Raw genomic sequence first — 24588 nt, 5'->3', positions numbered from 1 at the left:
ATCCCGGCGGGTACATCCTCCCGAGTTGTACAGCGAACCGGGGCCTCGGCGCGTACGGGGGAGAAGGGGCCCGCGCTCTCGATGCCCGACCGGCACGGGCCGCGTCACGGGTGGGCGCCGACCGCTCCGGTGAGGCCGATGTCGATCAGTCCGTAGGCGTCTGCCAGGATCAGCGCGGCCAGCGTCCACACGTAGTAGGAGAAGTACCGCAGGCGCGCCTTGTAGAGCAGCTTCAGCACCAGCAGGAGCGAGAGCGTGCCCACGATCGCCGCGACCACGAAGCCCACCAGGAGGGGCACCGGGTCGATGGCGGAGAGGACCTCCGGTTCGAGGATCGGCAGCAGGACGTTCCCGGCGATGATCGTCGGGATGGCGATGAAGAAGCTGAACTCGGCGGCCCAGCGCCGGCGCAGCCCGAGCAGCAGGGCGACTGCGATCGTTATGCCGCTGCGGGACAGGCCCGGGGCGAACGCCATGGCCTGGGCCAGACCGATGACCAGTGCCATCATCCAGGTGAAGTCCCGTAGGCCTTTCGGGCGCGGACTCAACAGGTCGGTCCACAGGAGCAGTACGCCGGTCAGACAAAGCAGGAGGGCGATCAGCGCCGGGTTGGCGAAGACGTTCTCCAGCGGTTCGCGGATGGTCAGCCCGAGCACTCCGGTGACCGCCACCGCGAACAGGCCCATCATCATGAGTTTGAGGTAGAGGCCCTCGGTCCGTGGGCCTGCTCCCAGGAATCCGCGCAGGTCGGCGAAGGAGCGGGCGACGAGACCCGTCAGCGTGTGCCGGTAGACGATCAGGATCGATACCACTGTGCCCACGTGCACGACGATGTTGAAGAACACCATTTCCGGGGACTCCGGAGGCGGAAGCTCTGAACCCTTCTGGATGAACCAGTGTTGGGCCAGCGCCAAGTGGCTGCTCGAACTGACCGGGATGAACATGAAGAGACCCTGGATTGCTCCGAGGATCACGGACTCGAGGACGGTCACGGGGCGGAGGCCTTTCGGAGGGGGCGGAGTGGCCGATGCCTCGCTCACGAGGTCGGGGTTCTCCGGCCGCGGAAACTTCCCGACCAAGGCTAGCGCCGCTGCGGGTGAACGGGGCCTCCCCTGCAGGTGAACACCTGGTTGGGGTCCGGTGTGTCGCGCGAGTCCGGTACCCGCGGACGGAGGTGCACTCCGCCGGCGGGCACCGGGTCGGTACCGTCACGTCGGTTCTGTCAGGTTGTGGCCAAGTCCCGGTTGCGGAATCCGGCCAGGGACAGCGCACCCGCGAGCAGGACCGCGCCCGAGTACAGGATGTAGCGGAGGGGGTCGAAGTCCTCCGCGGGCAGCCGCGGGAGTATCTCGAAGGCGCTGAGGTACATCGCCCAGTCGGAGAACTCCAGGAGACCGCCCATCACCGTCGCCAGGATGCTGTACCCCAGCCACAGCCAGAGCAGGCCCGTCAGCCGCGGGAGCGTCCCCAGGACCAGCGCCGCCAGGGCGCCGAACACCAGCGCCGCGGGAAGCTGTGCCAAGGCCGCCTGCAGCAGTCGGCCGACCCACGCCCCGTCCTCCAGGACGGCGGCGGCGCCCAGTCCCAGCCCGAGACCTCCGGCAACCACGACGAACAGGGTCGAGGCGGCGGCCACGACCAGCGCGGAACCGAGCCACGCCACCCGGCCCACCGCAGCGGACAGCACCAGTTCGGTACGGCCCGAGCTCTCTTCCGCGCGCATCCGCAGGACGGACAGTGCCCCGAAGGCCGCGGCTCCCATGATGACGTAGCTGGAGACGAAGGCGAGGAAGCCGCCGATCACGTCGTCGACGTCGGTCCCGAACACCGCCTGCAGGTCCGGGTTGCTTTCGAACATCCCCTCGACCTCTGTGGCGAGGGTGCCGAAGGATACCGCGAACAGCAGGACCCCGAGCGTCCAGGCCAGGATCGAGCCGCGCTGCTGATGCAGGTGGAGGGTGGTCACACCGCGCAGCAGCTGCCCCGTACCTGCCGGCCCGGGGCGGGTGGCGATCAGGCCTGCGCCCAGGTCGCGGCGGACGGACAGGAGGTACGCGGCGATCACCAGGGCCACGATGAGCAGTCCGTACAGGGCCAGGGGGGACCAGCGCAGGTCGTGGAACGGCTGGGCCTGCTGTCCCCACGCGAATGGGGAGAGCCAGGAGAGCATGTTGCCCCCGGTCTCGGCCATGTCGCCCACCACGCGGAGCATGAAGAGCACCCCCACCACGAGGAAGGACAGCCCTGAGGTAGCCCTTCCGTGCTCGCTGACCTGGGCGCAGACGGCTGCGATCGCACCGAAGGCGATACCCGCCAGGGCCAGCCCAAGACCGTAGGCGAGCGAGTCGGGGGCTGCCAGGCCGAAGCCGGTCAACGTGAGCGCGATGACGCCGCCGATGAGCAGATTGACCAGTGTGATGGTCAACAGCGCGGCGGCCATGGGTGCTCCGCTGCCCATGATGCTGGCTCGCAGCAGTTCGGCGCGCCCGCTCTCCTCTTCGGCCCGTGTGTGCCGGATGACGTGCAGGATGCTCATCACCGCCATAGCGATGAGCAGTGACATGGTCAACTCGTTGACCATCATCGGGCCGAGGGTGTAGTCGTCCAGCCCGTAGCCGGGGCCGCCGAAGACGATACCGGTCGGTGTGTCCATGAGGGCGGCCCGGCCCTGGCGCTCCTCCTCGGTAGCGAACATGTCATCCAGGACGGGGACGGTGGCGGCGGTCGTCCCTGCCAGCGCCAGACTCCACACGGACAGCCGGATCCGGTCCCGGCGCAGGATGAACCGGGCGAGCGTCCCGGTGCCGGTGAAGCCGCTCACTTGCCCTCGCCTCCCTTGCTGCCACCGTTGAGCGCGGCCAGCTCGTCGCCGTAGTGACGCATGAAGAGCTCTTCCAGCGAGGGCGGGTTGCTCACGAGCGAGCGCACACCCAGGGCGGTGACCTCACTCAGAACCGACCCGATGTGCTGGTTGTCCACCGCGAAGGAGACCAGGTAACCCTCGGCCTCCAGGTCGTGGACCCCGGGAAGGGATGAGAGGCCGGACGGGTCGCGTTCGACCTCGGCGTGAACGGTCGAGCGTGTGAGGTGGCGCAGTTCGTCGAGGGTGCCCGACTCCACGGTGCGCCCCTGCCGGATGATGGTCACGGTGTCGCAGAGCTTCTCGACCTCGGACAGGATGTGGCTGGACAGCAGGACCGTGCGGCCCTCCTCTTTGACTTCGCGCACGCACTCGGTGAACACCGTCTCCATGAGCGGGTCAAGGCCCGAGGTGGGCTCGTCGAGGATGAGCAGCTCTGCGTCCGAAGCCAACGCGGCCACGAGGGCGACCTTCTGGCGGTTGCCCTTGGAGTAGGTCCGGGCCTTCTTGGTCGGGTCGAGCTCGAAGCGCTCCAGGAAGGCACTTTTGCGCCGGGTGTCGAGCCCGCCGCGCAGCCGCCCCAGCAGGTCGATGGCTTGGCCGCCGGTCAGGTTCGGCCAAAGGGAGACGTCCCCGGGCACGTACGCCAGGCGCCGGTGCAGGGACACGGCCTCCTTCCAGGGGTCTCCTCCGAGGAGGCGGACGCTGCCGGAGCCTGCGCGGAGCAATCCGAGCAGGACGCGGATGGTGGTGGACTTGCCCGAGCCGTTCGGCCCCAGGAACCCGGCGACCTGGCCGGGGCGTACGGTGAGGTCGAGTTCGTCCAGTGCTTGGTAGCGCCCGAAGTGCTTGTCGAGGCCGCGAACTTCGATGGCGGGTGCGGACATGGTGGTGTAACTCCTGATCGGGTGGGGGCCTGTTGTTCTCCGGGTAGGTCAGCTCTCCTCCTCAGGTGGATCGCTGACGTAGAGCAGGTAGGCGTCGAGCATGGTGCGGTCCGCCATCAGGCCCTCTGTGTACACCTCCAGGGCGGGGAGTATGTGCTGCTGCTCCCACTCGTGCAGCACTTGGCTGAAGTCGGGGTTCTTCTGGTCCTGCTGCATCGTCACGAGCAGCAGGATCGACCCGAATCCGTTGGCTGCGAGCCAGCGGGCCCGCTTGGCCGGGTCGCGGCTGGGGCGGATGGTGCCCTCTCGCACGCCGACGTCCAGGAGGCTCTCCACGTCGGCGACCATCGCCTCGTACAGGTGGCGGCTGAGCTCCCCGCCTTCCTGCATGGCCCGGAAGAGGTAGGCCAGGAGGCCGGAGTGCTGGTCGACGGCCTTGAGGGAGCGAACCATCCCTTCGGTGCTGGGGCGGCTCACCGGTTCCTTCCTGGTCTCGTAGATGGTCTGCCTGACGTACTCGTCACAGGTCTCCCGGAGATTGGCCTTGCTGCCGAAGTGGTGGATGACCAGGCCGGGGGAGACTCCCGCCCTGCTCGCGATGGCACGCACGGTGACACGGAAGCCCTTCTCGCCGAAGCAGGCGATGGCCGCGTCGCGGATGCGTGCGCGTGTGGTGAGGTCCCCGTCAGAGGGGGCCCTCCTCCTTGAACCCATGTTCAATACATTAAACATGTGTTTAGTCCGGCGCAAGGGATCCTCCGTTCCGGGCGTACACTCGGGGCACGTTCGGGTCGGCCGACTGGGTCGGGCCCAGGCCAGGAGGGGGAAGTTCGATGGTGCAGGTCGCGGTCGCCCAGTTCGCGCCGGGGCAGGACAAGGCCGAGAACCAGCGCTCGGTGACGGAATTGACCGCTCGGGCGGCAGCCGAGGGTGCGCGGGTCGTCCTGCTGCCCGAGTACACGATGTTCACGGCGCCGCGTACGGACCACCGCTATGTCGAGGCCGCCGAGCCGTTGGACGGCCCCTTCCTGGCCGACGCCGCGGACACCGCACGCCGTGAGGGTGTGTACCTCGTGCTCGGGGTGAACGAGTCCGAGGGCGAGGGTGCCACCCACTTCACGAACACCTTGGTCGCTCTTTCCCCGGAGGGCAAGCGGGTCGCGCTCTACCGCAAGATCCACCTCTACGACGCCTTCGGGGTGAGGGAGTCGGACGTGGTCGCCCCGGGACCGATCGAAGAGCCGGAGACCTTCACCGTCGACGACGTCGTGTTCGGCCTGCAGACCTGTTATGACCTGCGATTCCCCGAGGTGACCCGGCGTATCGCCGATGCGGGCGCGCACGTGCTGCTCCTCGCCGCGCAGTGGGTCCCCGGTCCGCTGAAGGAGGACCACTGGCGCACCCTCGCCCGGGCACGCGCCATCGAGAACACGGTCTTCGTGGCCGCCGCCGGGCAGTCGGCGCCCACGGGGGCGGGCAACAGCATGGTGGTCGACCCGATGGGAACGGCGCTCGCGTCGCTGGGGGAGCAGACCTTCGAGGTCGCCTCGGCCCGGGTTTCGGCCGAGCGGGTCGACGCGGTCCGGGTCACCAATCCCGCACTGTCCCTGCGCCGTTTCAGGGTCGCCCCGCACGTGGATGGCTGAGTCCGGGGCGAGTACCTACTCGCATTTATCCGGCGCTTCGTATGAAAATCCGGCCAGGGGGCGGGGTCTTCCCAGGGTTAGTTACTTAGGGTTATGCTTTCCATGCGCGGGGTGATTTAGATCGATCCGGGCCCTTCCAGGCGCCGAGAGCTTCTGATTGAATTAAGAGCCGGTAACTATCGGCCCGCCAGACTGTCCTAAACCACGGGGGGAGCAGGGACATTGCGCGGAACGAGCACGATGTGCAAACCAGACACGACGCCTGACGCGACATCCGAGACCTACGTCTACGAACCGACCTGGCTGAGTGGGGCGCAGCGCATGGGGGATGCCTGCGTCGTCTGCCACACCAAGTGGCCCCGGCCCCGCCGGACCCTGGGTGAGCTGCCGGACGGAAGCCACGTGTACGGATGTGACGAGTGCGCGGCGATCATCGGCCAGGTGCCGGTTTCCGCCGGTGAGCCGCTGATCGCTGCGCGCTAGGAGCTGGACGGCGGATGGGGGTTCTTCTGGAACACCCGTCCGCGTCCGGCCGCTGTCGGCTGAACGGTCGCGCTCCGGGCCCGGGGGGAGTCATCGGACCCGGAGCGCTTCCGCTGACGCGCCCGCTTCCATGGGGAGGAGGGGAAATGAGCGCGTCCTTCCAGGATGGTCTCTCACGACATACGTGGCCTGCGGCCACACCCGGTAGGGGGTGTCGATGAACAACGATACTGCGTGTTGCCCGCTGTAGACCGTCAGTGAGAGACATCCGTCCGTTATTTCGGTGAACTCCCGTTAGCCGTTGGTCGGGAAGCCCAGGTTGACGCCGCCCTCGGGGCGCCTGCTCGGGTCGGTCCAACGGGCGGTGACCGCCTTCGTCCGGGTGTAGAAGTGAACACCCTCCGTGCCGTGGGCGTGCGAGTCACCGAACAGCGACTGCTTCCACCCGCCGAAGGAGTAGTAGGCCATAGGTACCGGAATGGGCACGTTGATGCCCACCATGCCCACCTCGATCTCGTTCTGGAAGCGCCGGGCCGCGCCGCCGTCGTTGGTGAAGATCGCGGTCCCGTTGCCGTACGGGTTGTCGTTGACGAGCTTCACGGCCTCGTCGTAGTCGCCGACGCGGACCACGCTCAGCACCGGGCCGAAGATCTCCTCGCGGTAGCAGGACATCTCCGGGTCGACGTGGTCCAGCACGGAGGGGCCCAACCAGAATCCGTCCGAGGTGCCGCCCAGAACCGGGTGGACCCGCCCGTCGATCGCCAGGGTGGCACCCTCGCGCACCCCCGACTCCAAGTACGAGGCGACCTTGTCGCGGTGCTCGCGGGTCACGAGCGGACCCATCTCGCTGCGGTCGTCGTCACCCGGACCGACCCTCAGCCGCGCCACACGCTCGCTGATGCGCTCCATGAGGTCGTCGGCGACCGAGTCCACTACCGCGACCGCCGAGATGGCCATGCACCGTTCACCCGCGGAACCGAACCCCGCGGAGACCGCGGAGTCCGCGGCCAGGTCCAGATCGGCGTCGGGTAGCACCACCATGTGGTTCTTGGCGCCGCCCAGCGCCTGCACGCGCTTGCCGTGCTCGGCCGCGGTCCGGTAGATGTACCGCGCGATCGGGGTGGAGCCCACGAAGCTGACCGCGGCCACGTCCGGGTGCTCCAGGACGGCGTCCACCGCGACCTTGTCACCGTGCACCACGTTGAAGACACCGTCGGGCAGCCCGGCCTCGGCCCACAGCTCGGCCACGAGCACCGCTGCGGAGGGGTCCTTCTCGCTCGGCTTGAGCACGAACGTGTTGCCGCAGGCGATCGCCACCGGGAACATCCACATCGGGACCATCGCCGGAAAGTTGAACGGCGTGATGCCGCTGACCACGCCAAGCGGCTGCAGGATCGAGTAGGAGTCCACCCCGGTGGACACGTTCTCGGAGAAGCCGCCCTTGAGCAGGTGGGGGATGCCGCAGGCGAAGTCCACGACCTCAATGCCCCGGGCCACCTCACCCTGCGCGTCGGAGAAGACCTTGCCGTGCTCGGCGCTGACCAGCGCCGCCAGGCGGTCGCTGTTGGCGCTCAGGAGTTCACGGAACCGGAACAGTGTCTGCACGCGCTTGGAAAGCGGGGTGTCCCGCCAGCCGGGGAAGGCCTCCCTGGCCGCGGCCACCGCTGCGTCGACCTCCTCCGTCCCGGCGAGGTCCACCGTGCCGGAGACCTGACCGGACGCCGGGTTGTAGATGTCCCCGCTCCGTTTGGCGGGGCCTTCGTGGGCACTGCCGCCGATCCAGTGTTTGACGTGCTTGCTCATACTTCCTCTTCCTCGTCTCGCCCGTCTCGGAGTGCTCAGGCTCCGTCGGCGACCGCGCGCACCGCGTCCAGCAGCACGTCGCGGCCCTCGGCGGCCTCGTCGGTGGACAGGGTCAGGGGAGGGGCCATCCGCAGTACGTTGCCGTGCACGCCGCCCTTGCCCACCAGCAGGCCGCGCTCCCGGGCGGCCTCCAGGACCCTTCCGGCCAGGGGCGAGGAGGGAGCGCCGGTCTCCGGGTCGACCATCTCGATCGCGAACATCAGGCCCTTGCCCCGGACGTCGTTCACGCACGGCAGCTCGCGCAGGGCACGCAGACCCTCGATGATCGTGCCGCCCTGGCGCAGCGCGTTGCCCTGGAGGTCGTGCTCCAACACGTAGTCGAGCGTCGCCCCGGCCGCGGCCATGGACACGGGGTTGCCGCCGAAGGTGGCAACGCCCAGGGCCTTGAGGCCGTCCATCAGGTCGCCGCGGGCAACCACACCGCCCACCGCGAAGCCGTTGCCGAGGCCCTTCGCGAAGGTCAGGGCGTCGGGGGTCACCCCGTGGTTGCCGATCCCGAAGAAGCTCGTCCCGGTGCGGCCCCACCCGGTCTGCACCTCGTCCGTGATGAACAGGATCCCGTGCTCGTCGAGAACCTCCTTGTACGCGGAGTACAGGCCGTCCGGCGGCATCGCGAACCCGCCCACACCCTGGACCGGCTCGGCGATCAGGCATGACACGTTGGGCGCGGCGGTGTCGAGCACGTCGCGCAGGTCGGCCACGCAGGCGTCGATGTACTCCCGCTCGCTCATGCCGCGGAAGGCGGGCGCCGCGTGGTCGGTCCCGTGGAGGTAGTGCACGTTGAGCGGTGACAGCGAGGAGTTCTTCCACGACCTGTTGCCGGTCACGGCCACGGTGCCGAAGGAGCGGCCGTGATAGCTGCCGCGTACCGCCAGGACCTCGTCGCTGCCGCGCGCGTGCGTGGCCAGCAGCAGCGCGGTCTCGTTGGCCTCGGTCCCGGAGTTGGTGAAGAACACCTTGGCGTCGGGGATGCCGGACAGCCGGGCGATCTTCTCGGCCAGCTCCACTTGGGAGCGGATGAGGTACAGAGTGGAGGTGTGCACGACGCCCTTGGCGATCTGGCGCTCCACCGCCTCACGGACCTCGGCGACGTCGTAGCCGAGCATGTTGGTCACGATGCCGGTGAAGAAGTCCAGGTAGGTGCGGCCTTCGGCGTCCGTGACCCTGGCGCCCTTCCCGCTGACGATCTCCATCGGTGACTCGTAGTACAGGGGCAACCAGGAGGGCATGACCGCGCGATGGCGCGAGAGAAGTTCCGACATGACCCCAGTCTCCCCAGGGGCGGGAAGCTTGGCCAGGACCACCATGTTGACAACATGCTGGCTCGCTTTACGACATGTAAATCACGTGACGGGGTGCGGATCGAGTGCTCAGCGGACGGAGCCGCACTGCACTCTGTAAAGTGGAACGCCCGCCTTCCTGACAGAACGTCCTAGACTGTCGGTGTGCTTCCCACCCTTGCCGAGGTCCTCCAACTCCCCGCCCTCCAGAAGGCCAGGCCCCGCGTGGTAGCGGGAGCCCAGTACTTGGACGTGGCCGTCCGCTGGGTCCACATCGCCGAGGTCACCGATCTCGCCCACCTCCTGCGCGGGGGCGAACTGGTGCTCAGCACCGGCATCGCCATGCCCGACGACCCCGAAGCCCTGCGCCGCTACATCGAGGACATCGCCGACGCCGGGGTCAGCGGCATCGCGGTCGAGCTCGGCCGCAAGTACCACGCCGAACTCCCCAAGGCCTTCCTCGACGCGGCCACCGACGCCCGGATCCCGGTCATCCTGCTGGATCGCGAGGCCCGTTTCGTCGAGATCACCGAAGCGGTGCACATCCGGGTGGTCAACGAGCAGTTGGAGGAGCTGCGCGAGTCCGAGAAACTCCACTCGGTCTTCACCCAGCTGTCCGTCGAGGGCGCCGACGCCGAACAGATCCTGCGGGAGGTCGCCCAGCTCTCCGGGTGTCCGGTCGTCCTGGAGAACCTCACCCACCAGGTCCTCGGCTGCGATCTCAACGGTGAGGACCCCGGAACCCTGTTGACCTCCTGGGAGAGCCGATCGCGCGCGATCCGCACCGGCACCCGGACCGTCCACGCGCCGGCCACCGGCTGGCTGGTCACCACGGTCGGAGCCCGCGGTCAGGACTGGGGGCGCCTCATCCTCATCGTGGGCGCCACGCCCAGCGCGCGCCAGACCATGCTCATCGAGCGGGCGGCCACCACCCTCGCCTTGGGGCGCCTGCTGGAACGCCACCAGGAGAGCCTGGAGCGCCAGACCCACCGGACCATCATCGCGGGCATCATCGACCGGGCCTACTCCGATCCCGAGGAAGCCCTGGTGCGGGCCCGCGCCGTCGGGGTGCCGCTCAACGGGAGGGAACTGGTCGGGATCGTCCTGCGCCTGCGCGAGAGCGGCACCGGCCTGGCGGCCCAGGCCCGCCTCTCCGACACCGCGGAGGGGGCCGCCCGGGCCTGTCGCGAACTCCGCCTGTCCGCCCTGGTGGGTTCCCTGGACGACCTGCGGGTGGGCATCCTCCTGGCCCTGCCGAACCGGCAGCGCCTCGACGCCACTCTGCACCTGCTCGCGGACCGCGTGCGGAACACCGTCGGCGACGCGGCCGTGCTCGCGGTCGGTTCCTCGGGTGACGGCGTGCGCGAGGTGCGCCGCTCCTTCCTCGAGGCCCGCCAAGTCGGCGACGTGGCCATCAAACAGAGCGACCGGCGGCCCTTCTACCGGCTTCCCGACCTGCACCTGCGCGGGCTCCTGCACCTCTTCCGCGACGACGAGCGCCTGCAGACCTACGTGGAGCGCGAACTCGGCCCGCTCCTGGACCACGACGCCCGGCACGGCGGCGACCTCACGGACATGCTGCGCCACTACCTCGGGGCGGGGCGCAACAAGGCGCTGGCCGCGAGCCTGGCCCACCTGTCCCGGCCCGCCTTCTACGAGCGGCTCCGCAAGATCGCCAACGTGCTGGACGCCGACCTGGAGTCGGTGGAGACGTGTCTCTCCCTCCACGTGGCACTGCTGTCACTGGACTCGGTCCGCGAAAAACGCTGAGGCCCGGCCGGTCATACCCGGGCGCCGCACCCGTGCAGTACTTTGGAATCCGTTGTGCGCGCCAGCGGCAACAATGGATTCCTGCCTTTACTCGCGGAGGGCCCTGTGACCGAACAGCTCGAGCCCGGACCCGTGCGCCGGGTCAACGGTGTGGCGTTGGACGAGACCGCCAAGCGCATCATCGAGGTCCTCCAGGAGGACGGACGCCGGTCCTACGCCGCCATCGGCAAGACCGTGGGCCTGTCCGAGGCCGCCGTACGCCAACGAGTCCAGCGCCTGCTGGAGGCCGGAGTGGTCCAGGTCGTGGGGGTCACCGACCCCATGACCCTGGGATTCAACCGCCAGGCGATGATCGGCGTGCGCACCAACGGAGACCTCAACGCCGCCGCCGACGCGATCGCCGACCTCCCCGGCGTCGAGTACTTGGTGATCACGGCGGGCTCCTTCGACCTCCTGGTCGAGGTCGTCGCCGAAGACGACACCCGCCTCCTGGAGGTCCTCGCCGACATCCGGACCGTGGAGACCGTCGAGAGCACCGAGACCTTCCTCTACCTCAAGCTCCGCAAGCAGACCTACGCCTGGGGAACCCGGTAACGGACGGTCCCGGTGCCGTCCCGACCGCCTACAGGCCGGCGAGGGCCTCCTCGAGGATGTCCAGGCCCTCGGTGAGCAGGTCGTCGCCGATGACCAGCGGCGGCAGCATACGGATCACGTTGCCGTACGTGCCGGCGCTCAGCAGGACCAGGCCCCTGGCGTGGCAGTGGGCCAGGACCTGGGCGACGGCCTCCGGGTTCGGCTCCTTGCCGCCCTCGTGGACCAGTTCGATCGCGATCATCGCGCCCCGGCCGCGCACGTCGCCCACCACGCCGAACTTGTCGGCGAAGGCGCGCAGGCGGCGGAGCATCAGCTCGCCGATCTCGCGGGCACGGCCCGCCAGGTCCTCTGCCTCGATCTTCTCGAGCGTGGCCAGCGCGGCCGCGCACGCGGCGGGGTTGCCGCCGTAGGTACCGCCCAGACCGCCCCCGTGCACGGCGTCCATGAGCTCGGCACGGCCGGTTACCGCGGCCAGGGGCAGGCCGCCCGCGATGCCCTTGGCGGTGGCGATCAGGTCCGGAACGACACCCTCGTGCTCACTGGCGAACATCTGCCCGGTCCGCGCGAAGCCCGTCTGCACCTCGTCGGCGACGAACACGATCCCGTTGGCGCGGCAGAACTCCGCCAGCGCGGGCAGGAAGCCGGGAGCGGGCTCGATGAACCCGCCCTCGCCCTGGATCGGCTCGATCACCAGGGCGGCCACGTTCTCGGCGCCGACCTGCTTGGAGATCTGCTCGATCGCCGCGTCCGCAGCCTCCGGGCCGCAGTTCCGCGGGCCCGTGGGCCAGCGGTAGGGGTAGGCCATCGGCAGCCGGTGGATCTCACCGGCGAACGGGCCGAAGCCGTGCTTGTACGGCATGTTCTTCGAGGTCAGGCCCATGGTGAGGTTGGTGCGGCCGTGGTAGGCGTGGTCGAACACCACGACGGCCTGCCGCCCGGTGGCACTGCGGGCGACCTTGACCGCGTTCTCCACGGCTTCGGCGCCCGAGTTCAGCAGGATGGACCGCTTCTCGTGGTCGCCCGGGGTGACGCGGTTGAGCGCCTCGCAGACCTCCACATACGCCTCGTACGGGTTGACCATGAAGCAGGTGTGCGTGAAGCGTTCGAGCTGCTCGGTGGCGCGCTCCACCACGCGCGGGTCGGCGTTGCCGACGTTGGTCACCGCGATACCCGAACCGAAGTCGATCAGGGCGTTGCCGTCGACGTCCTCGACGATGCCGCCACCCGCGCGCTCCACGTAGACGGGCAGCACACTGCCCACGCCTTGGGCGACGGCGGAGGATCGGCGCTCCTGGATCGCACGGGACTTCGGGCCGGGGATCTCGGTGACGATCCGGCGGGACTGTACGACCTCGGTCGCGGTCATGCGGCTGCCTCCTTGTGGGGTGCTGGTGCAGGGGTGCGGACTCGCAAGACACTAGGCCGCGTGGAAGCGGGCACACATGGACACAGTGGATAATTGAGAGGGAGGCCTGTGCCATTGCGGCAGGGTTCGGAGACGAGGGGAGACGTCGATGCCGCCGACACTGGGCGCGCTGCTGCGCACACCGCGCCTGCACCTTCGCCTGCTCACCGGACAGGACCGGCTGCACCGCGAGGTGGAGTGGGTGGCGGTCAGCGAACTCAGCGACCCTACGCCCTACCTCGCCGGGGGCGAACTGGTGCTCACCACCGGGGTGCGGTGGGTCGACAGACTGCCCGACCTCCGTGGATACGTACGCCGCCTGGCGGAGCGCGACATCGCCGGGCTCGGCTTCGGCGCCGCCGTCAACTTCGACGAGACACCCGACGAGCTGCGCGATGCCGCGGCGGAGTTCGGGGTGACCCTGGTGGAGGTGGCCCGGGAGACGCCTTTCATCGCGATCGGCAAGGAGGTCTCCCGGCTGCTGGCCAAGGAGGAGTACGAGGGCCTGAGCCGGGCCTTCACCGCCCAGCGCGAGCTCACCCGGGCCGCACTCAGCGGGGCACCCGCCGTCGTGGACCGGCTCGCCCGAGAGCTCGGCGGGTGGGTTCTGCTGCTGGGGCCGGACGGTTCGGTCCGGCACGCCGCCCCGGCCTCCGCCGCCGACCGCGCGCCCGGGCTTGCCGCCGAGCTGTCCCGGCTCCGAAGCGCGGGTCTGCGCTCCAGCGTCTCGTTGACCTCGGGCGGTGACCGGGTGTCCATCCAACCCCTTTCCACGGGCCGTCGGATCCGCGGCTTCCTCGCGGTGGGCGCGCTGGAGGCCTTCGGCTCCGACGACCGCACCCTGGTCAACGCGGCCGTCTCACTGCTGTCCCTCGAACTCGAGCGGCCTTCCTCCGGCCGAGGGGCGCGGGTGCGCTCGGGTGTCCTCTCTGCGCTGCTCGGCGGGGCCCTCGACCCGCGGCACCCGGGCGCGGCCGAACTGCGGGAGGTCCTGCCCGCCGAACCGGTGGTCGTGGCCGCCGCAGAGAGGCCAGCTCCCGAAGGTCCGCTGCCGGATGGCGTCCTGGTGGCCGCGGACGGGGACCGCACGCTCCTGTTGGCCGCCGCGAACAGGGGCGCCGGAGCGGTCGCTGAGGCCCTGGACGGCCCGGTCGGGCTGAGCGATCCCGTGGGCTACGCGGACCTGGCCGCAGCCCGGTCCCAAGCCGAACAGGCACTGTCGGCCGCGTCGGAGGAGGGGCACGCGCTGGTCCGCTTCGAGGAGCTGCCCGGGGGCCTGCTGGGCCTCCTGGACAACCCCGCGGGGGCCCGTATGGCCGACGACCTGCTCGCCCCGCTCGACGAACAGCGCACCGGCCCAGAACTGCTCGCCTCACTGCGGGCCTACCTCGCCGCGTCCGGTCGGTGGGACTCTGCCGCCGAACAGCTGGGTGTGCACCGGCACACCCTGCGCTACCGGATGAAACGGATCCGGGAACTGCTCCCCGGCGACCTCGACGACCCCGACCACCGCACCGAGCTGTGGGCCGCCCTCCGTGTCCGTGAGGGACGTCCCCTTCGGTGACAGCCCGGTGACCCTTCGGTCGCGTCCTGTGGAGGCTCTCCGACAAAAGCCTCTTGCTGTTCGACGCGCGGACATCTCGCCGTCGGTTCCCGACAGCAGTGGCTCTGCAGAGTGGAGACGTCCCTTGAAGTGACACGTCCGCCTAGGGCGGACCACGTTGGAGGAGTCCCCCGAACCATGCAGACCAGATTCGGCCGCAGTACCGGTGCCTTCGCCGCCGCGGCCTCAGCCCTCGCCCTCCTGGCCGCCTGCGGGCCGAGCGCGGAAGAAACGACCGACGCCGCCGACAACGGGGGAGAGGAGATCTCCCCGGACACCCTGGTCATCGGTGCCGTCCCGGCCGAGGAGGCCACCGGGCTGGAGAACAGCTACGAGCCGGTCATCGCCATGCTCGAGGACGAGACCGGACTGGACGTGGAGTTCCAGACCGCGACCGACTACGCGGCGGTCATCGAGGGCCAGCGCAGCGGCCAGATCCACGTCGCCCAGTACGGCCCCTTCTCCTACTACATCGCCGAAGAGACGGGCTCGGACATCTCCGTCGCCGGCGCCATGGTGCAGGAGAAGGAGGAGCCGCCCGGCTACGTCGCCTACGGCGTCGTGCCCGAGGACTCGGACATCGAGAGCATCGAGGACTTCGCCGGCCGCCACCTGTGCTTCGTCGACCCCAACTCCGCCTCCGGTTACCTCTACCCGCTGGCCGGACTGCTCGACGCAGGAATCGAGGAGGACGACTGGGAGGAGACCTTCGCCGGCGGTCACGACGCCTCCGCTATCGCCGTGGCGGCCGGGGAGTGCGAGGCCGGATTCGCCTTCGACACGATGGTGGACGAGACGCTCGTCGAGAACGGCTCCATCGAAGAGGGCGAACTCGACGTGGTGTGGGAGTCGGAGACCATCACCAGCGCCCCGATCACCGTCTACAACGGCCTCGAGGAGGAGCTGTTCGACACGGTGATGAGCGCCCTGCAGGAGCAGGGGAACCAGGACTACCTGGTCGCCAACGACTACTGCGAAGAGGGCGACTGCGACCTCACCGACGAGCGCATCTGGGGCTGGGAAGCCGTTCCGGACGACTTCTACGACCCGCTCGAAGTCGTCTGCGAGGCCACCCAGTCCCCGCAGTGCACCGAAGAGGGCTAGCTCCTCGCCCCTAGCCCTTCAGCCCTTCAGCCCTGATGCACCCGACCGGGGCGACCCGGACCGCCTCCGCCGACCTCGAGGAGTCTCGTGGACACCACGACCCAACCCCCGCCCGCCATCCGCTTCGAGGACGTGACCAAACGCTTCGGAGACACCACCGCCCTGGACGGGGTGTCGGTGAGCGCGCGCACCGGTGAGGTGCTCGTTCTGCTAGGGCTCTCCGGCTCGGGCAAGTCCACTCTGCTCCGCCACGTCGACGGCCTCCAGATGCCGACCAGCGGCGGCGTCCGGGTCCTGGGAACCGACGTCCCCGCCGCCCGTGGACGGGAGCTGCGCGCGCTACGGCGCCGGATCGGGTTCATCTTCCAGCAGTTCCACCTGGTGGACTCGCTGACGGTGCTGGAGAACGTGTGCACGGGTGCGCTCGGCCGGCTGCGCGGGCCTCGCCTGGGCCTGCCGACGTACCCGCGCACGGTCCGGGAGGAGGCCCTGGCCCAGCTCGACCGCGTCGGCCTGGCCGACCGCGCCTTCCAACGTGCGGACACGCTCTCCGGCGGCCAGCAGCAGCGGGTCGCCATCGCCAGGGCCATGCTGCAGAGCCCAGAGGTCCTCCTCGCCGACGAACCGGTCGCTTCCCTCGACCCCGAGTCGGCGCACCAGGTCATGGAGCTGATCCGGGACGTGGCCGCGGAGGAGGACCTCACCGTCCTGTGCAGCCTTCACCAGGTCGACCTGGCGCTCTCCTGGGGCGACCGGGTCGTCGGCCTGCGCTCGGGGAGGGTGGTCATGGACAGTCCGGTCGCCGACCTCGATCGGGACGAGGCGATGGCGGTCTACGGCAGGGTCGGCGCCCCCGGCCCCCTGGCTGCCGGTTAGGAGCGAACGCACGTGCTCACCAGCCCCGTCAAGCCGACCACCCCGCCCCCGGACCAGACCCCGGCCCCGTCCACACGGACACTGAACCCGCCCCGTCCGAGCGGGGTCGCAGCAGTGCTGACCGTGCTCACCCTGATCGGGATCGGCGTCTGGTCCCTGATCGACCTGCGGATCAACGTCGCCACCCTCATCGCCAGCGCTCGGAACGTGTCCGACTTCCTCGCCCGGACGCTCCCGCTGGACTTCCCCGGCCCCGCCGAACTGCTCGGCCCCCTGGCGGTCACCCTCGCCATCGTCATCTCCGCCACCCTGCTGTCCGTGGCGCTGAGCATCCCCCTGGCGATCTGGGCGGCGCGCAACATCACCCCCGGCACCCCGGCCCGGTACACGTCCCGAGCCGTCATCGTCGTCGCCCGCGCCATCCCGGACGTGGTGCTGGCGATCCTGTTCTTCCGGCTCTTCGGCTTCGGGGCCGTCACCGGTGTCCTGGCGATGGGGCTGCACTCGGTCGGCATGGTCGGCAAGCTCTACGCCGACGCCATCGAGCAGATCGACGAAGGGCCGCGCCAAGCGCTGCGGGCTGCGGGGGCGAGCCGCCTCCAGGAGCTCACCGGCGGTGTGCTGCCCCAGGTGCTGCCCGCCTTCGTCGCGACCGCGATGCACCGACTCGACATCAACCTGCGGATCTCGGTGATCCTCGGGTTCGTGGGGGTGGCCGGCATCGGGCAGGAACTCGCCCACGCCCTGGGCCGCCTCGACTACCAGAGGGGTATGGCCCTGGCGCTCATCGTGCTCGTGCTGTGCGTGGCGATCGAGCTGCTGTCGGTCGGCGTCCGCCGGTCCCTGCTCCCGCACACCGAGCAGCGGTCGACCGGGGTCACCGGGTTGGTGTCGCGGCTGCGCACCCGCGCCGCGGAGGCGCGGTCGGGCGACGGCCCCCGGGGCGCACGGGCCGAAGCGGACCCGAGGGCGGCCTCGGCCGCGGCCCCGGCCTCCGGCCGGGTGCGCCCGCCGTGGACCCCGGCCCGGCTGCGGCGCTCCTTCTACGCACTGGTCACCGTCGCGGTCCTTGCCGCTTCGGTCGGATACTCGCTCATCGATTTCAACGGACTCATCGACTCCAGCCAGGGTCCGCTGGGCGTGCTGGCGATGTTCTGGCCGCCGGAAACCGGGGGCATCGGTGAACGGCTCGTCCAAGGCCTGGTCGTCACGGTGCAGATCGCCTTCGCCGCCACACTGCTCGGTATGGTGCTAGCACTGCCGGTGGGCGCGCTCGCCGCCCGCAACGTGGCCCCGCACCACAGGGTCGGCCAGGCCTGCCGGATGTTCATCGTGCTGGTCCGGGCCATCCCCGAACTCATCCTGGCGATCATCTTCGTGGTCATGATCGGGCTCGGGCCCGTGGCGGGCACGCTCGCCCTGGCCATCGGGGCGGTGGGCCTGCTCGGCAAGCTGGTCGCCGACTCGGTCGAGGAAGTCGATCCCGGGCCTGAACGGGCGCTCCGGGCGACCGGTGCGACCCGGGTCCAGGTGTTCTTCGGCGCGACCCTGCCACAGGCGATGCCCGCGTTCGTCGGCCACAGCATGTACCAGCTCGACGTCAACATCCGGGCTGCGACCATCCTCGGCATCGTCGGCGCCGGCGGTATCGGCTACGAGCTGCTCAACGCCGCCCAGGTACTGGAGTTCGGCGTGGTCACCCTCATCACCCTGATGGTCTTCGGTGTCGTCATGGCCGTGGAGCTCATCGCGGTGTGGCTACGCGGAGTCGTCGGCAGCCGCGGCTGACCCGGGCCGAGTGACCGAGAGTGATAGTGCTGACGGGTTCCGGCGTTCCCCGGGTGCGCGCGTGAAAAATGCACCACAATGGACCCTCATAGCACGGAGTAATCGCCCGGTCACGTGAAGATCGGGCGTCAGGGGGCGTCGTGAGGTCACTACGGGACGACGAGCAGATCGGCCACACCGGCCCGTTCCCGCCCTTGGGTGGACAGCGTGTCGGCGACGGGTCCGGACCGGGCGGTAGGACAGGGGTCGGTGCGGCCGCCCTCCGGTGGCAACCGCCGGTGGACCGGGACGAGGTCCGTTCCTTCCTCGCCTATCTCAGGGCCTGCCTGCGCCGCGAGGCCGTGCACAACCACACCGTGCGCGCGGAACACCTCGCCTCCGACACCTGCGCCTGCCTGCCAGCCGGCCCCGAGCTGCTGTTCAGCGGGGCCAGGGACACACTTCCGCTGCACCCGGAGAGCGCCCGGGTCCTCCGGCTGGCCGGGCGGCACGGGCAGGCACTGCGCTACGGCTACCCCCTCGTCGTCCTCGGCGAGGGCGAGGACCGCGAAGTACTTCCGCTTCTCACGGTGGACGTCCGGGTCGTGGACGAGCGGGAGGAACGACCCCCGGGAGACCCGGGCGGCGCCCCACTGGTCCGCGCCGTGGGACCACCGGACGTCAACACCGCGCTCCTCTCCCGGCTCGGCATCACCGATCCAGAGGACCTCTTCGAACTGCGCACCCGGCTCCGCGCCGACGCCCCCGACACCCTGCACCGGCCCGCCGCCGTCGCCGACCTGGCCGTCAAGGTCCGCACGCTGCTGACCCGGCTCGAGATCGACCGGGTCGACGACATCGCGCCCCTGGGCACCCGGGGCCGACCCGGAGTGGTCCACACCGGAGCGCACAACACCGCCGTGCTCTTCCGGGCGGGCCCCGGAGGCAGCGGCGACGGCGACGAGACCGAACCCGGCAGCACCGACCAAGTCCTCGCCGACCTGGACCCCGCGGACCGGGACGGGCTCGACCCGGACGCCGTCCCCGGCACCTCCCTGGAGTCCCTGCTCGGCGACCCCCCGAACGGCCGACGCGCCAAGCTCGCAGCGCAGCAGACCGTACTTGGGCGCCGACGCAAGGGAGCCCGAGCACAGCGCAGGGTCGCCGAGGAACAGGACCACAACCCCGTTCCTACCCCGGTGTCGACCACCGCCCTCAGCCAGGCCCAGTACACCGTCCTCCACGCCGCCATGCGGGAACAGCTCACCGTGGTGGCCGCACCGCCCGGTAACGGCACCCACGACCTCGTCGACGCCCTGGTGCGCACCGCCGTCACCAACGGCCAGCGGGTCCTGGTGTGCGGCCGCACTGAGGCCGACCTCGCGGAGGTCCTCGCCCGCGCCGACACCGCACCCGGACACCCCGTCATCCGAGTAGGCGGCCCCCGGCAGCGCGCCACGGAGGTCCGACTCCTCACCCGACTGCTCGCCCAGCACACGGGCGCCCTTCCCGCGGGGAGCTGCGCACCCAACGGCGAGGACGGCACCTCGCACCGGAGCGACCTGAACAGCGCCTGGAACCGGGTCCAAGCGGTGTGGTCGGCCATGGACACCATGGCCTCCGGAGGTCACGTCCTCGCCCATCTGGCCGAGGAACGCGGACGCAGCATCGCTCGCGGATGGGACCCGGACAGCCTGTTCACCCCCGAGCGCGGCGGCCCCGAGTACTGGCTGCACCGCGCCGAGCGAGGCGCCGCCGGAGGCCTCGGCGGTATACAGCACCGGGCCGCGGTCCGCCGCGAACTGGGAGTGACCACCGACCCCGGAGGGCTGAGCCAGCTGTGCGCCGTCGCCCGCCTGGAGAGCGAGTGGCGCGAGGCGGTGGACCGCAGGACACGGTGCGCGCCCCTCGGCGAGCTCACCGGCGAGCTCGCCGAAGCCCTCGCCGACCACCGAAGGGCCAGCTCCGCCTGTCTCACCGCGGTCGCCGAACCCCGGCTGTGGCGCGGGCGCACGGCCATCGAGAACCGCCTCGAATCACTCAACTGGAACCACGGCGGCGGGTGGCCCGGCCTGTCCAGCCTCCTCGACACCCTCCCCGCCTGGGTGTGCCGCACCGACCAGGCCCGGGCCCTGCCACCCCAGGCCGGGCTGTACGACCTCGTGGTCGTGGTCGGAGCCGACCAGACCCGTGTCAGCGAGCTCCTACCGGTGCTGTACCGCGCCAGCCGCGCCGTCGTGGTCGGCGACCCCGCGCACCCCGGCCCGGCGACCATGCTGGAACCGGAGGAGGAACGTCGGGCCCTGGCCACCGCCGGACTCGCCGCGGACCAGCTGGACGGCCGCGCGCTCCGGCACGGTGCTGGATCGGCCCTGCGGGCGGCTTACAAGGCCGCCCCGCCGATGCTCTGGCTCGACGAGCACGACGGTGCACCCGCGGTGCTGGCCGACGCCGCGTCCCGGCACTGCTACGGCGGACGGGTCGGCGTGCTGAGCACGCCCGACCCCGCCGGTACGGCCGCGTTCGAGTGGCGCGACGTCGGCGGGACCTGCGAGGCGGCCCCGGGATCGTCCTACATCAACCGCGACGAGGCCTACCGGGTCGCCGTGGTCGTGGACGAACTCGACCAGGAACTGCCCGAGGGGCACACGCTCGTGGTCGTCGCCCCCATGCAGCCACAGGTGGCCCTGATCCGCCGCCTCCTGCGCCAGCGGGCGCTGCGCCGACCGGTACGGGTCGGCGGCCCTGACCTGCTGGAATCCGACACGGACGCCGCCGACGTCACCGTACTCTCCCCGATGCTCGCGGAGGGGGCCCCAGCCATCGCCGAAAGGCGGGTGCGTCGGATGAATCACCTCTGGTCCTCCGTCCTCACCCGCACCAAGAGTCGACTCGTCGTGGTCGGCGACCGCGCGCACTGGTACAGAAGCGACGGCCCGCTCGGCGACCTGCTCAGCGGGCACACCCGGACCGGCGGGGACCCCGCGAGTACCGCCCTCGTCGACGCCCTGCGCGCGGCGGGCACCGGTGTGGCCGTCGGTCAGCGCATCCGCGGGTGGGCCGCGGACCTGGTGGTCAGCTACGGGGCCAGGCGCGTCGTACTCCTGCTCGACCGGGAACCGGACGGCCCGGCCCTGCGGCGCCTGATGGCCAGGGGAGAGGCACTCAACCAAGCCACCGACGACCTGGTCGTGGTGGTCCCGGCCTGGCGGTGCCTGGCCGACCCCCGAGGTCTGGTCGAGGAGATCCTCGCCGCCTGCTGACCCGCACTACCCTGAGGGACAACGCGCGGATGCCCGACATGGGTGGGCGAAAGGGGAATACGGGTGCCTGAGGGCCATACGCTGCACCGGTTGGCGGCGCACTTCGACAAGACCTTCGGCGGCGGCACGGTAAAGGCCTCCAGCCCGCAAGGACGGTTCGCCGAGGGCGCCGCCCGGCTCAACGGCCGGGCCCTCACCGAGAGTGAAGCCCACGGCAAGCACCTCTTCCTCGGCTTCGACTCCGGCGAGTGGCTCCGCATCCACCTCGGCCTCTACGGGGCCTGGACGTTCGGCGACGCCGACGGCGAACGCCACCTGGGCGCACCCCGCGCCGAGGGCGCCGACCGGATCGACCTCGAGCGCGACCCCGAAGGCTTCGTCGTCCCGCCCGCCCCCGTAGGCGCCGTCCGCGTCCGCCTCGTCAACTCCTCCGGCTGGGCCGACCTGCGCGGCGCCTCCGCCTGCGAGGTCATCACCCAACCCGAGAAGCAGGCCGTCCAAGAACGTCTCGGACCGGACCCGCTGCGCGCCGACGCCGACCCCGACCGCGCCTGGCACACCATCAGCCGGTCCCGCAGCAGCCTCGCAGTGCTCCTCATGCGCCAGGACGTGATCGCGGGCATCGGCAACATCTACCGTGCCGAGTCACTGTTCCGCGCCCAGCTCGATCCCCGCACCCCCGGCCGCGAGCTCACCAAGCCCAAGTGGAACGCCCTCTGGGACGACCTCGCCCAGCTCCTCCGCGACGGCGTCCGCGACGGCTACATCATCACCACCCGCCCGGAAGACCGCCCCGACCCCGCAGCCCACCCGGTACCCCGACCAGACACCCTCTACGTCTGCTACCGGACCGGTGACCCCTGCCGCCTCTGCTCCTCTCCGATCGCCGCCACCGAAATCTCCGGCCGAACCCTCTACTGGTGCCCCGGCTGCCAGAAATCCGACTAGGTAGTTCCCCATATCTCCCGAGGAGCGCAAAACCACAAAGGATTAAACTGCAAGGTTTTCCCTTAGGTTAATGTTCCTCCGTTGGTCGGGGGTGTTGGTCAAAGAGCTCTGCCAGTCGGGGGTCTCCTTCCGGGCTGGGGTGTCCTCCTTTCCCGCCGCGTGATTGTGGCCGTCTCCGCTGCGCGCGTCAAGGTCGTCGCCGTCGAGCGCTTCGCGCGTCAACGGCGCTCCACCTTGACCCGCTTCGCTGCGACGGCGGGTTGGCGGCTATCGGGAAAGGGGGACGGGTGGTCGAGGTCCGTGGCGAATTCGGGCTCCGCCCGAAAACTGATTCTGTCGGCCTGGCGGCCGATTCCTGCCCCTGCGCCGGAGCGTCGACGGGTCGGGTGTCGCGGCCGGTCATGGTGGGCTGCGGGGGCCGAACAGCGCGGCCTGCGGCCGGGTGGGCCACTGCGCCGGAGCCCACCGGTTGCGGGTGTCGCGGCCGGTCAAGGTGCGCGGCGAACCCCTCCCGCTGGGCCTTTTTCCGATGATCTTGCTACCAGTAGCAATTTCGGCGCCGAGATTGACTCTGGTAGCAAGATCATTCCCACGAAGGCCTGGATTTGCCCGCTTTGCCCAAGAATGCACACGAGGGGTGGGGCCTCCTTTCCTGGGAGCTTCTTCCTAGGGAAGGAAAGGTGGGTCAGTGTGGTCGGGTAAGGGTATTATCACTCCCGGGTTAGGTCCTTTCTGGGTCTTTCTTGGTATCCTGGTGGTGTGACTTCTTCTTTCGGGCAGTGCGGGAATGCGGCGGGCAATACGCCCGCCGTGGCCGCCATGGGTGCTGCCCGGGGAAAGATCACCGTGGAGATGGCGGAGGTGCCCCCGACCGGAGCAGCTGGCCAGGTCCTGGATGTGATCTCGCAGGTGTTCGAGGACTTCGACCGGGCCCAGCTTGCGATGCTGCTGCGCCTGGCGCAGCTGGAGGCGGCCGGGACCCTGTTGGAGGCGGGTGGGCAGAGGTCGGTGCAGAACTGGCTGATCCACTCGGTGGGGATGGCCCCCGTTGAGGCCAACGGGCGCGCCGAGCTGGCGCGGCGGTTGTTCGCCCAGGAGTTGCCCGCCACCCGGGAAGGCCTGGACTCTGGGTTGTTGTCGATCGGGGAGGCGGTGGCGGTGTGCAAGGCCGCCGATAAGGCGGTGGGGGCGCGCAACACTAAGGACTGCCCGGATGCTGGCCTCTTCCGGCGGATGGTGGAGGCCGGGATTCTAGCTTCCAAGGCCAGGGAGCCGGCGATGTCGACCTCCGACATCGCCCGGCTGGGCCGGGAGCTGCTGGCCCAGTACAACCCGGCGGTGGTGGAGGAGCAGTACCAGGCCGCCTTCGACGCCCGTGGTGCACGCCTGGTGCGCACCTTCGATGGCACTCACCTGTTCGAGGCCTGGGGTCCGGGTGAGCACGCCGAGGAGCTTAGGTGCGTGCTCAAGGCCCACGAGTCGGACTATGACCCCGAGAGGCTGCACGTGTCGGCCTCGGAGCGCATGTATGACGCGTTCATGAACCTGGTCCGGTCCGCGACCAACCCCACCGACCCCAGCGAGAGTGCCGAGGGTGCCGGGGGTGGGGATGGCAAGGGCGGCAAGGGCGGTCAGGGTCGCAAGCGTGCTGCGGTGGCGATGATCAACATCATGGTGCCCCTGCCCACCTTCCTCGGCCTCCAGAACCAGACCGGGGGTGCGGGGCCTGCGGTGACGCAGGACGGGCAGGTGGTCTCCATGGCCGCGATCCGTGCCCTGGCCCCCAACAGTGTGCTGCGCCGGATGATCACCTCCCCCAAGGGTGACCGGGTGTTGGACGTGGGCCGCACCCAGCGCGACGCCACGGGTGCTCTGCGGGATGCGGGGATGTTCGGTCACACCACCTGCGCCTGGTACCAGGGCTGCAACTTCCCGGCCAGCGGGTCGGAGGCCGACCACAAGATCAGCTTCTCGGCCGGTGGGTCCACGAGCGCGGACAACATTCAGCCACTCTGCTCAGACCACAACCGGCTCAAGTACCGGAGGGAGACCAACCCCGAGGCCTCCATCTGGCAGGGTCGTCCCTCCCACCGCAACCGCAACCGCAGCAACAAGGGGGAGGACTCGGACGGGGACCCGGAGCCAGCCCAACCCCCTTCCTGGAGTCACGGTCACCCTCGTTTTTGACTCCAACTGGGGGGTTCACCACACACCGGTACCACTCGAGACCGCTCCGGTG

At 70.0% G+C, this 24588-nt stretch carries 18 protein-coding genes; 11 read left to right on the top strand and 7 right to left on the bottom strand.

The genetic code is table 11. The annotated features are described in order from the left end of the window. Positions 1–104: 104 nt before the first annotated feature. The 4 genes from ACYVD1_RS12025 to ACYVD1_RS12010 all read right to left on the bottom strand — a co-directional run bounded on the left by ACYVD1_RS12025 (position 105) and on the right by ACYVD1_RS12010 (position 4461). Entirely contained in the window at positions 105–992 is an 888-nt protein-coding gene (locus ACYVD1_RS12025) for an undecaprenyl-diphosphate phosphatase (protein WP_460771445.1), read from the bottom strand. A 230-nt stretch (positions 993–1222) separates the two neighbouring features. Next, positions 1223–2821, bottom strand: a complete 1599-nt coding sequence (locus ACYVD1_RS12020; protein ID WP_460771443.1) for an ABC transporter permease — start codon at positions 2819–2821, stop codon at positions 1223–1225. Continuing rightward, complete coding sequence (locus ACYVD1_RS12015) at positions 2818–3747, bottom strand: ABC transporter ATP-binding protein (RefSeq protein WP_460771441.1); 930 nt, start codon at positions 3745–3747, stop codon at positions 2818–2820. The genes ACYVD1_RS12020 and ACYVD1_RS12015 overlap by 4 nt, the downstream gene beginning before the upstream one ends. 48 nt (positions 3748–3795) lie before the next feature. Beyond that, entirely contained in the window at positions 3796–4461 is a 666-nt protein-coding gene (locus ACYVD1_RS12010) for a TetR family transcriptional regulator (protein ID WP_460771439.1), read from the bottom strand. A 119-nt stretch (positions 4462–4580) separates the two neighbouring features. Between ACYVD1_RS12010 and ACYVD1_RS12005 the strand changes: the two genes are divergently transcribed. Both ACYVD1_RS12005 and ACYVD1_RS12000 read left to right on the top strand, forming a co-directional pair. Next, a complete protein-coding gene (locus ACYVD1_RS12005) occupies positions 4581–5393 on the top strand; it encodes a carbon-nitrogen hydrolase family protein (protein ID WP_460771437.1) in 813 nt (270 codons plus the stop codon). A gap of 240 nt (positions 5394–5633) precedes the next feature. Beyond that, positions 5634–5876, top strand: a complete 243-nt coding sequence (locus ACYVD1_RS12000; protein WP_460771435.1) for a hypothetical protein — start codon at positions 5634–5636, stop codon at positions 5874–5876. A gap of 294 nt (positions 5877–6170) precedes the next feature. Here the strand turns inward: ACYVD1_RS12000 and ACYVD1_RS11995 are convergent, their stop codons facing one another. Then, the gene (locus ACYVD1_RS11995; protein ID WP_460771433.1) at positions 6171–7679 is read right to left on the bottom strand and encodes a CoA-acylating methylmalonate-semialdehyde dehydrogenase; all 1509 of its coding nucleotides are present in this window, start codon (positions 7677–7679) and stop codon (positions 6171–6173) included. A gap of 35 nt (positions 7680–7714) precedes the next feature. Next, positions 7715–9001 (bottom strand): aspartate aminotransferase family protein, encoded by a 1287-nt coding sequence (locus ACYVD1_RS11990; RefSeq protein ID WP_460771431.1) that lies wholly within the window; start codon positions 8999–9001, stop codon positions 7715–7717. 183 nt (positions 9002–9184) lie between these two features. On the opposite strand from ACYVD1_RS11990, the gene ACYVD1_RS11985 reads away from it, so the two are divergent. Together ACYVD1_RS11985 and ACYVD1_RS11980 are read left to right on the top strand one after the other, a co-directional pair. Then, positions 9185–10789, top strand: a complete 1605-nt coding sequence (locus ACYVD1_RS11985) for a PucR family transcriptional regulator (protein WP_460771429.1) — start codon at positions 9185–9187, stop codon at positions 10787–10789. Positions 10790–10894: 105 nt separating this feature from the next. After that, positions 10895–11383, top strand: a complete 489-nt coding sequence (locus tag ACYVD1_RS11980; RefSeq protein ID WP_460753301.1) for an Lrp/AsnC family transcriptional regulator — start codon at positions 10895–10897, stop codon at positions 11381–11383. Positions 11384–11411: 28 nt separating this feature from the next. On the opposite strand, the gene gabT is transcribed toward ACYVD1_RS11980, so the two are convergent. Then, entirely contained in the window at positions 11412–12749 is a 1338-nt protein-coding gene (gene gabT, locus ACYVD1_RS11975; protein WP_460771427.1) for a 4-aminobutyrate--2-oxoglutarate transaminase, read from the bottom strand. A 148-nt stretch (positions 12750–12897) separates the two neighbouring features. On the opposite strand from gabT, the gene ACYVD1_RS11970 reads away from it, so the two are divergent. The 7 genes from ACYVD1_RS11970 (at position 12898) to ACYVD1_RS11940 (ending at position 24536) form a co-directional block, all read left to right on the top strand. Beyond that, complete coding sequence (locus ACYVD1_RS11970) at positions 12898–14352, top strand: PucR family transcriptional regulator (protein WP_460771425.1); 1455 nt, start codon at positions 12898–12900, stop codon at positions 14350–14352. 177 nt (positions 14353–14529) lie between these two features. Beyond that, positions 14530–15495: a phosphate/phosphite/phosphonate ABC transporter substrate-binding protein gene (locus tag ACYVD1_RS11965; protein ID WP_460771423.1), complete on the top strand. Its 966-nt coding sequence runs from the start codon at positions 14530–14532 to the stop codon at positions 15493–15495. A gap of 87 nt (positions 15496–15582) precedes the next feature. Continuing rightward, positions 15583–16371 (top strand): phosphonate ABC transporter ATP-binding protein, encoded by a 789-nt coding sequence (gene phnC / locus ACYVD1_RS11960; RefSeq protein WP_460771420.1) that lies wholly within the window; start codon positions 15583–15585, stop codon positions 16369–16371. Between the two features lie 12 nt (positions 16372–16383). Beyond that, on the top strand, positions 16384–18159 hold the full coding sequence (gene phnE, locus ACYVD1_RS11955; RefSeq protein WP_460771417.1) for a phosphonate ABC transporter, permease protein PhnE: 1776 nt from the start codon (positions 16384–16386) through the stop codon (positions 18157–18159). Between the two features lie 140 nt (positions 18160–18299). Next, complete coding sequence (locus ACYVD1_RS11950) at positions 18300–21401, top strand: AAA domain-containing protein (RefSeq protein ID WP_460771415.1); 3102 nt, start codon at positions 18300–18302, stop codon at positions 21399–21401. A 63-nt stretch (positions 21402–21464) separates the two neighbouring features. Beyond that, a complete protein-coding gene (locus ACYVD1_RS11945) occupies positions 21465–22349 on the top strand; it encodes an Fpg/Nei family DNA glycosylase (RefSeq protein ID WP_460771412.1) in 885 nt (294 codons plus the stop codon). A gap of 759 nt (positions 22350–23108) precedes the next feature. Next, entirely contained in the window at positions 23109–24536 is a 1428-nt protein-coding gene (locus tag ACYVD1_RS11940; RefSeq protein ID WP_460771410.1) for an HNH endonuclease signature motif containing protein, read from the top strand. The last annotated feature ends 52 nt before the right edge of the window (positions 24537–24588 follow it).

It is taken from the genome of Nocardiopsis nanhaiensis (genome assembly GCF_054778635.1).
Note: the sequence above shows the minus strand (reverse complement) of the source record. Positions and strands in the feature narration are given on the sequence as shown.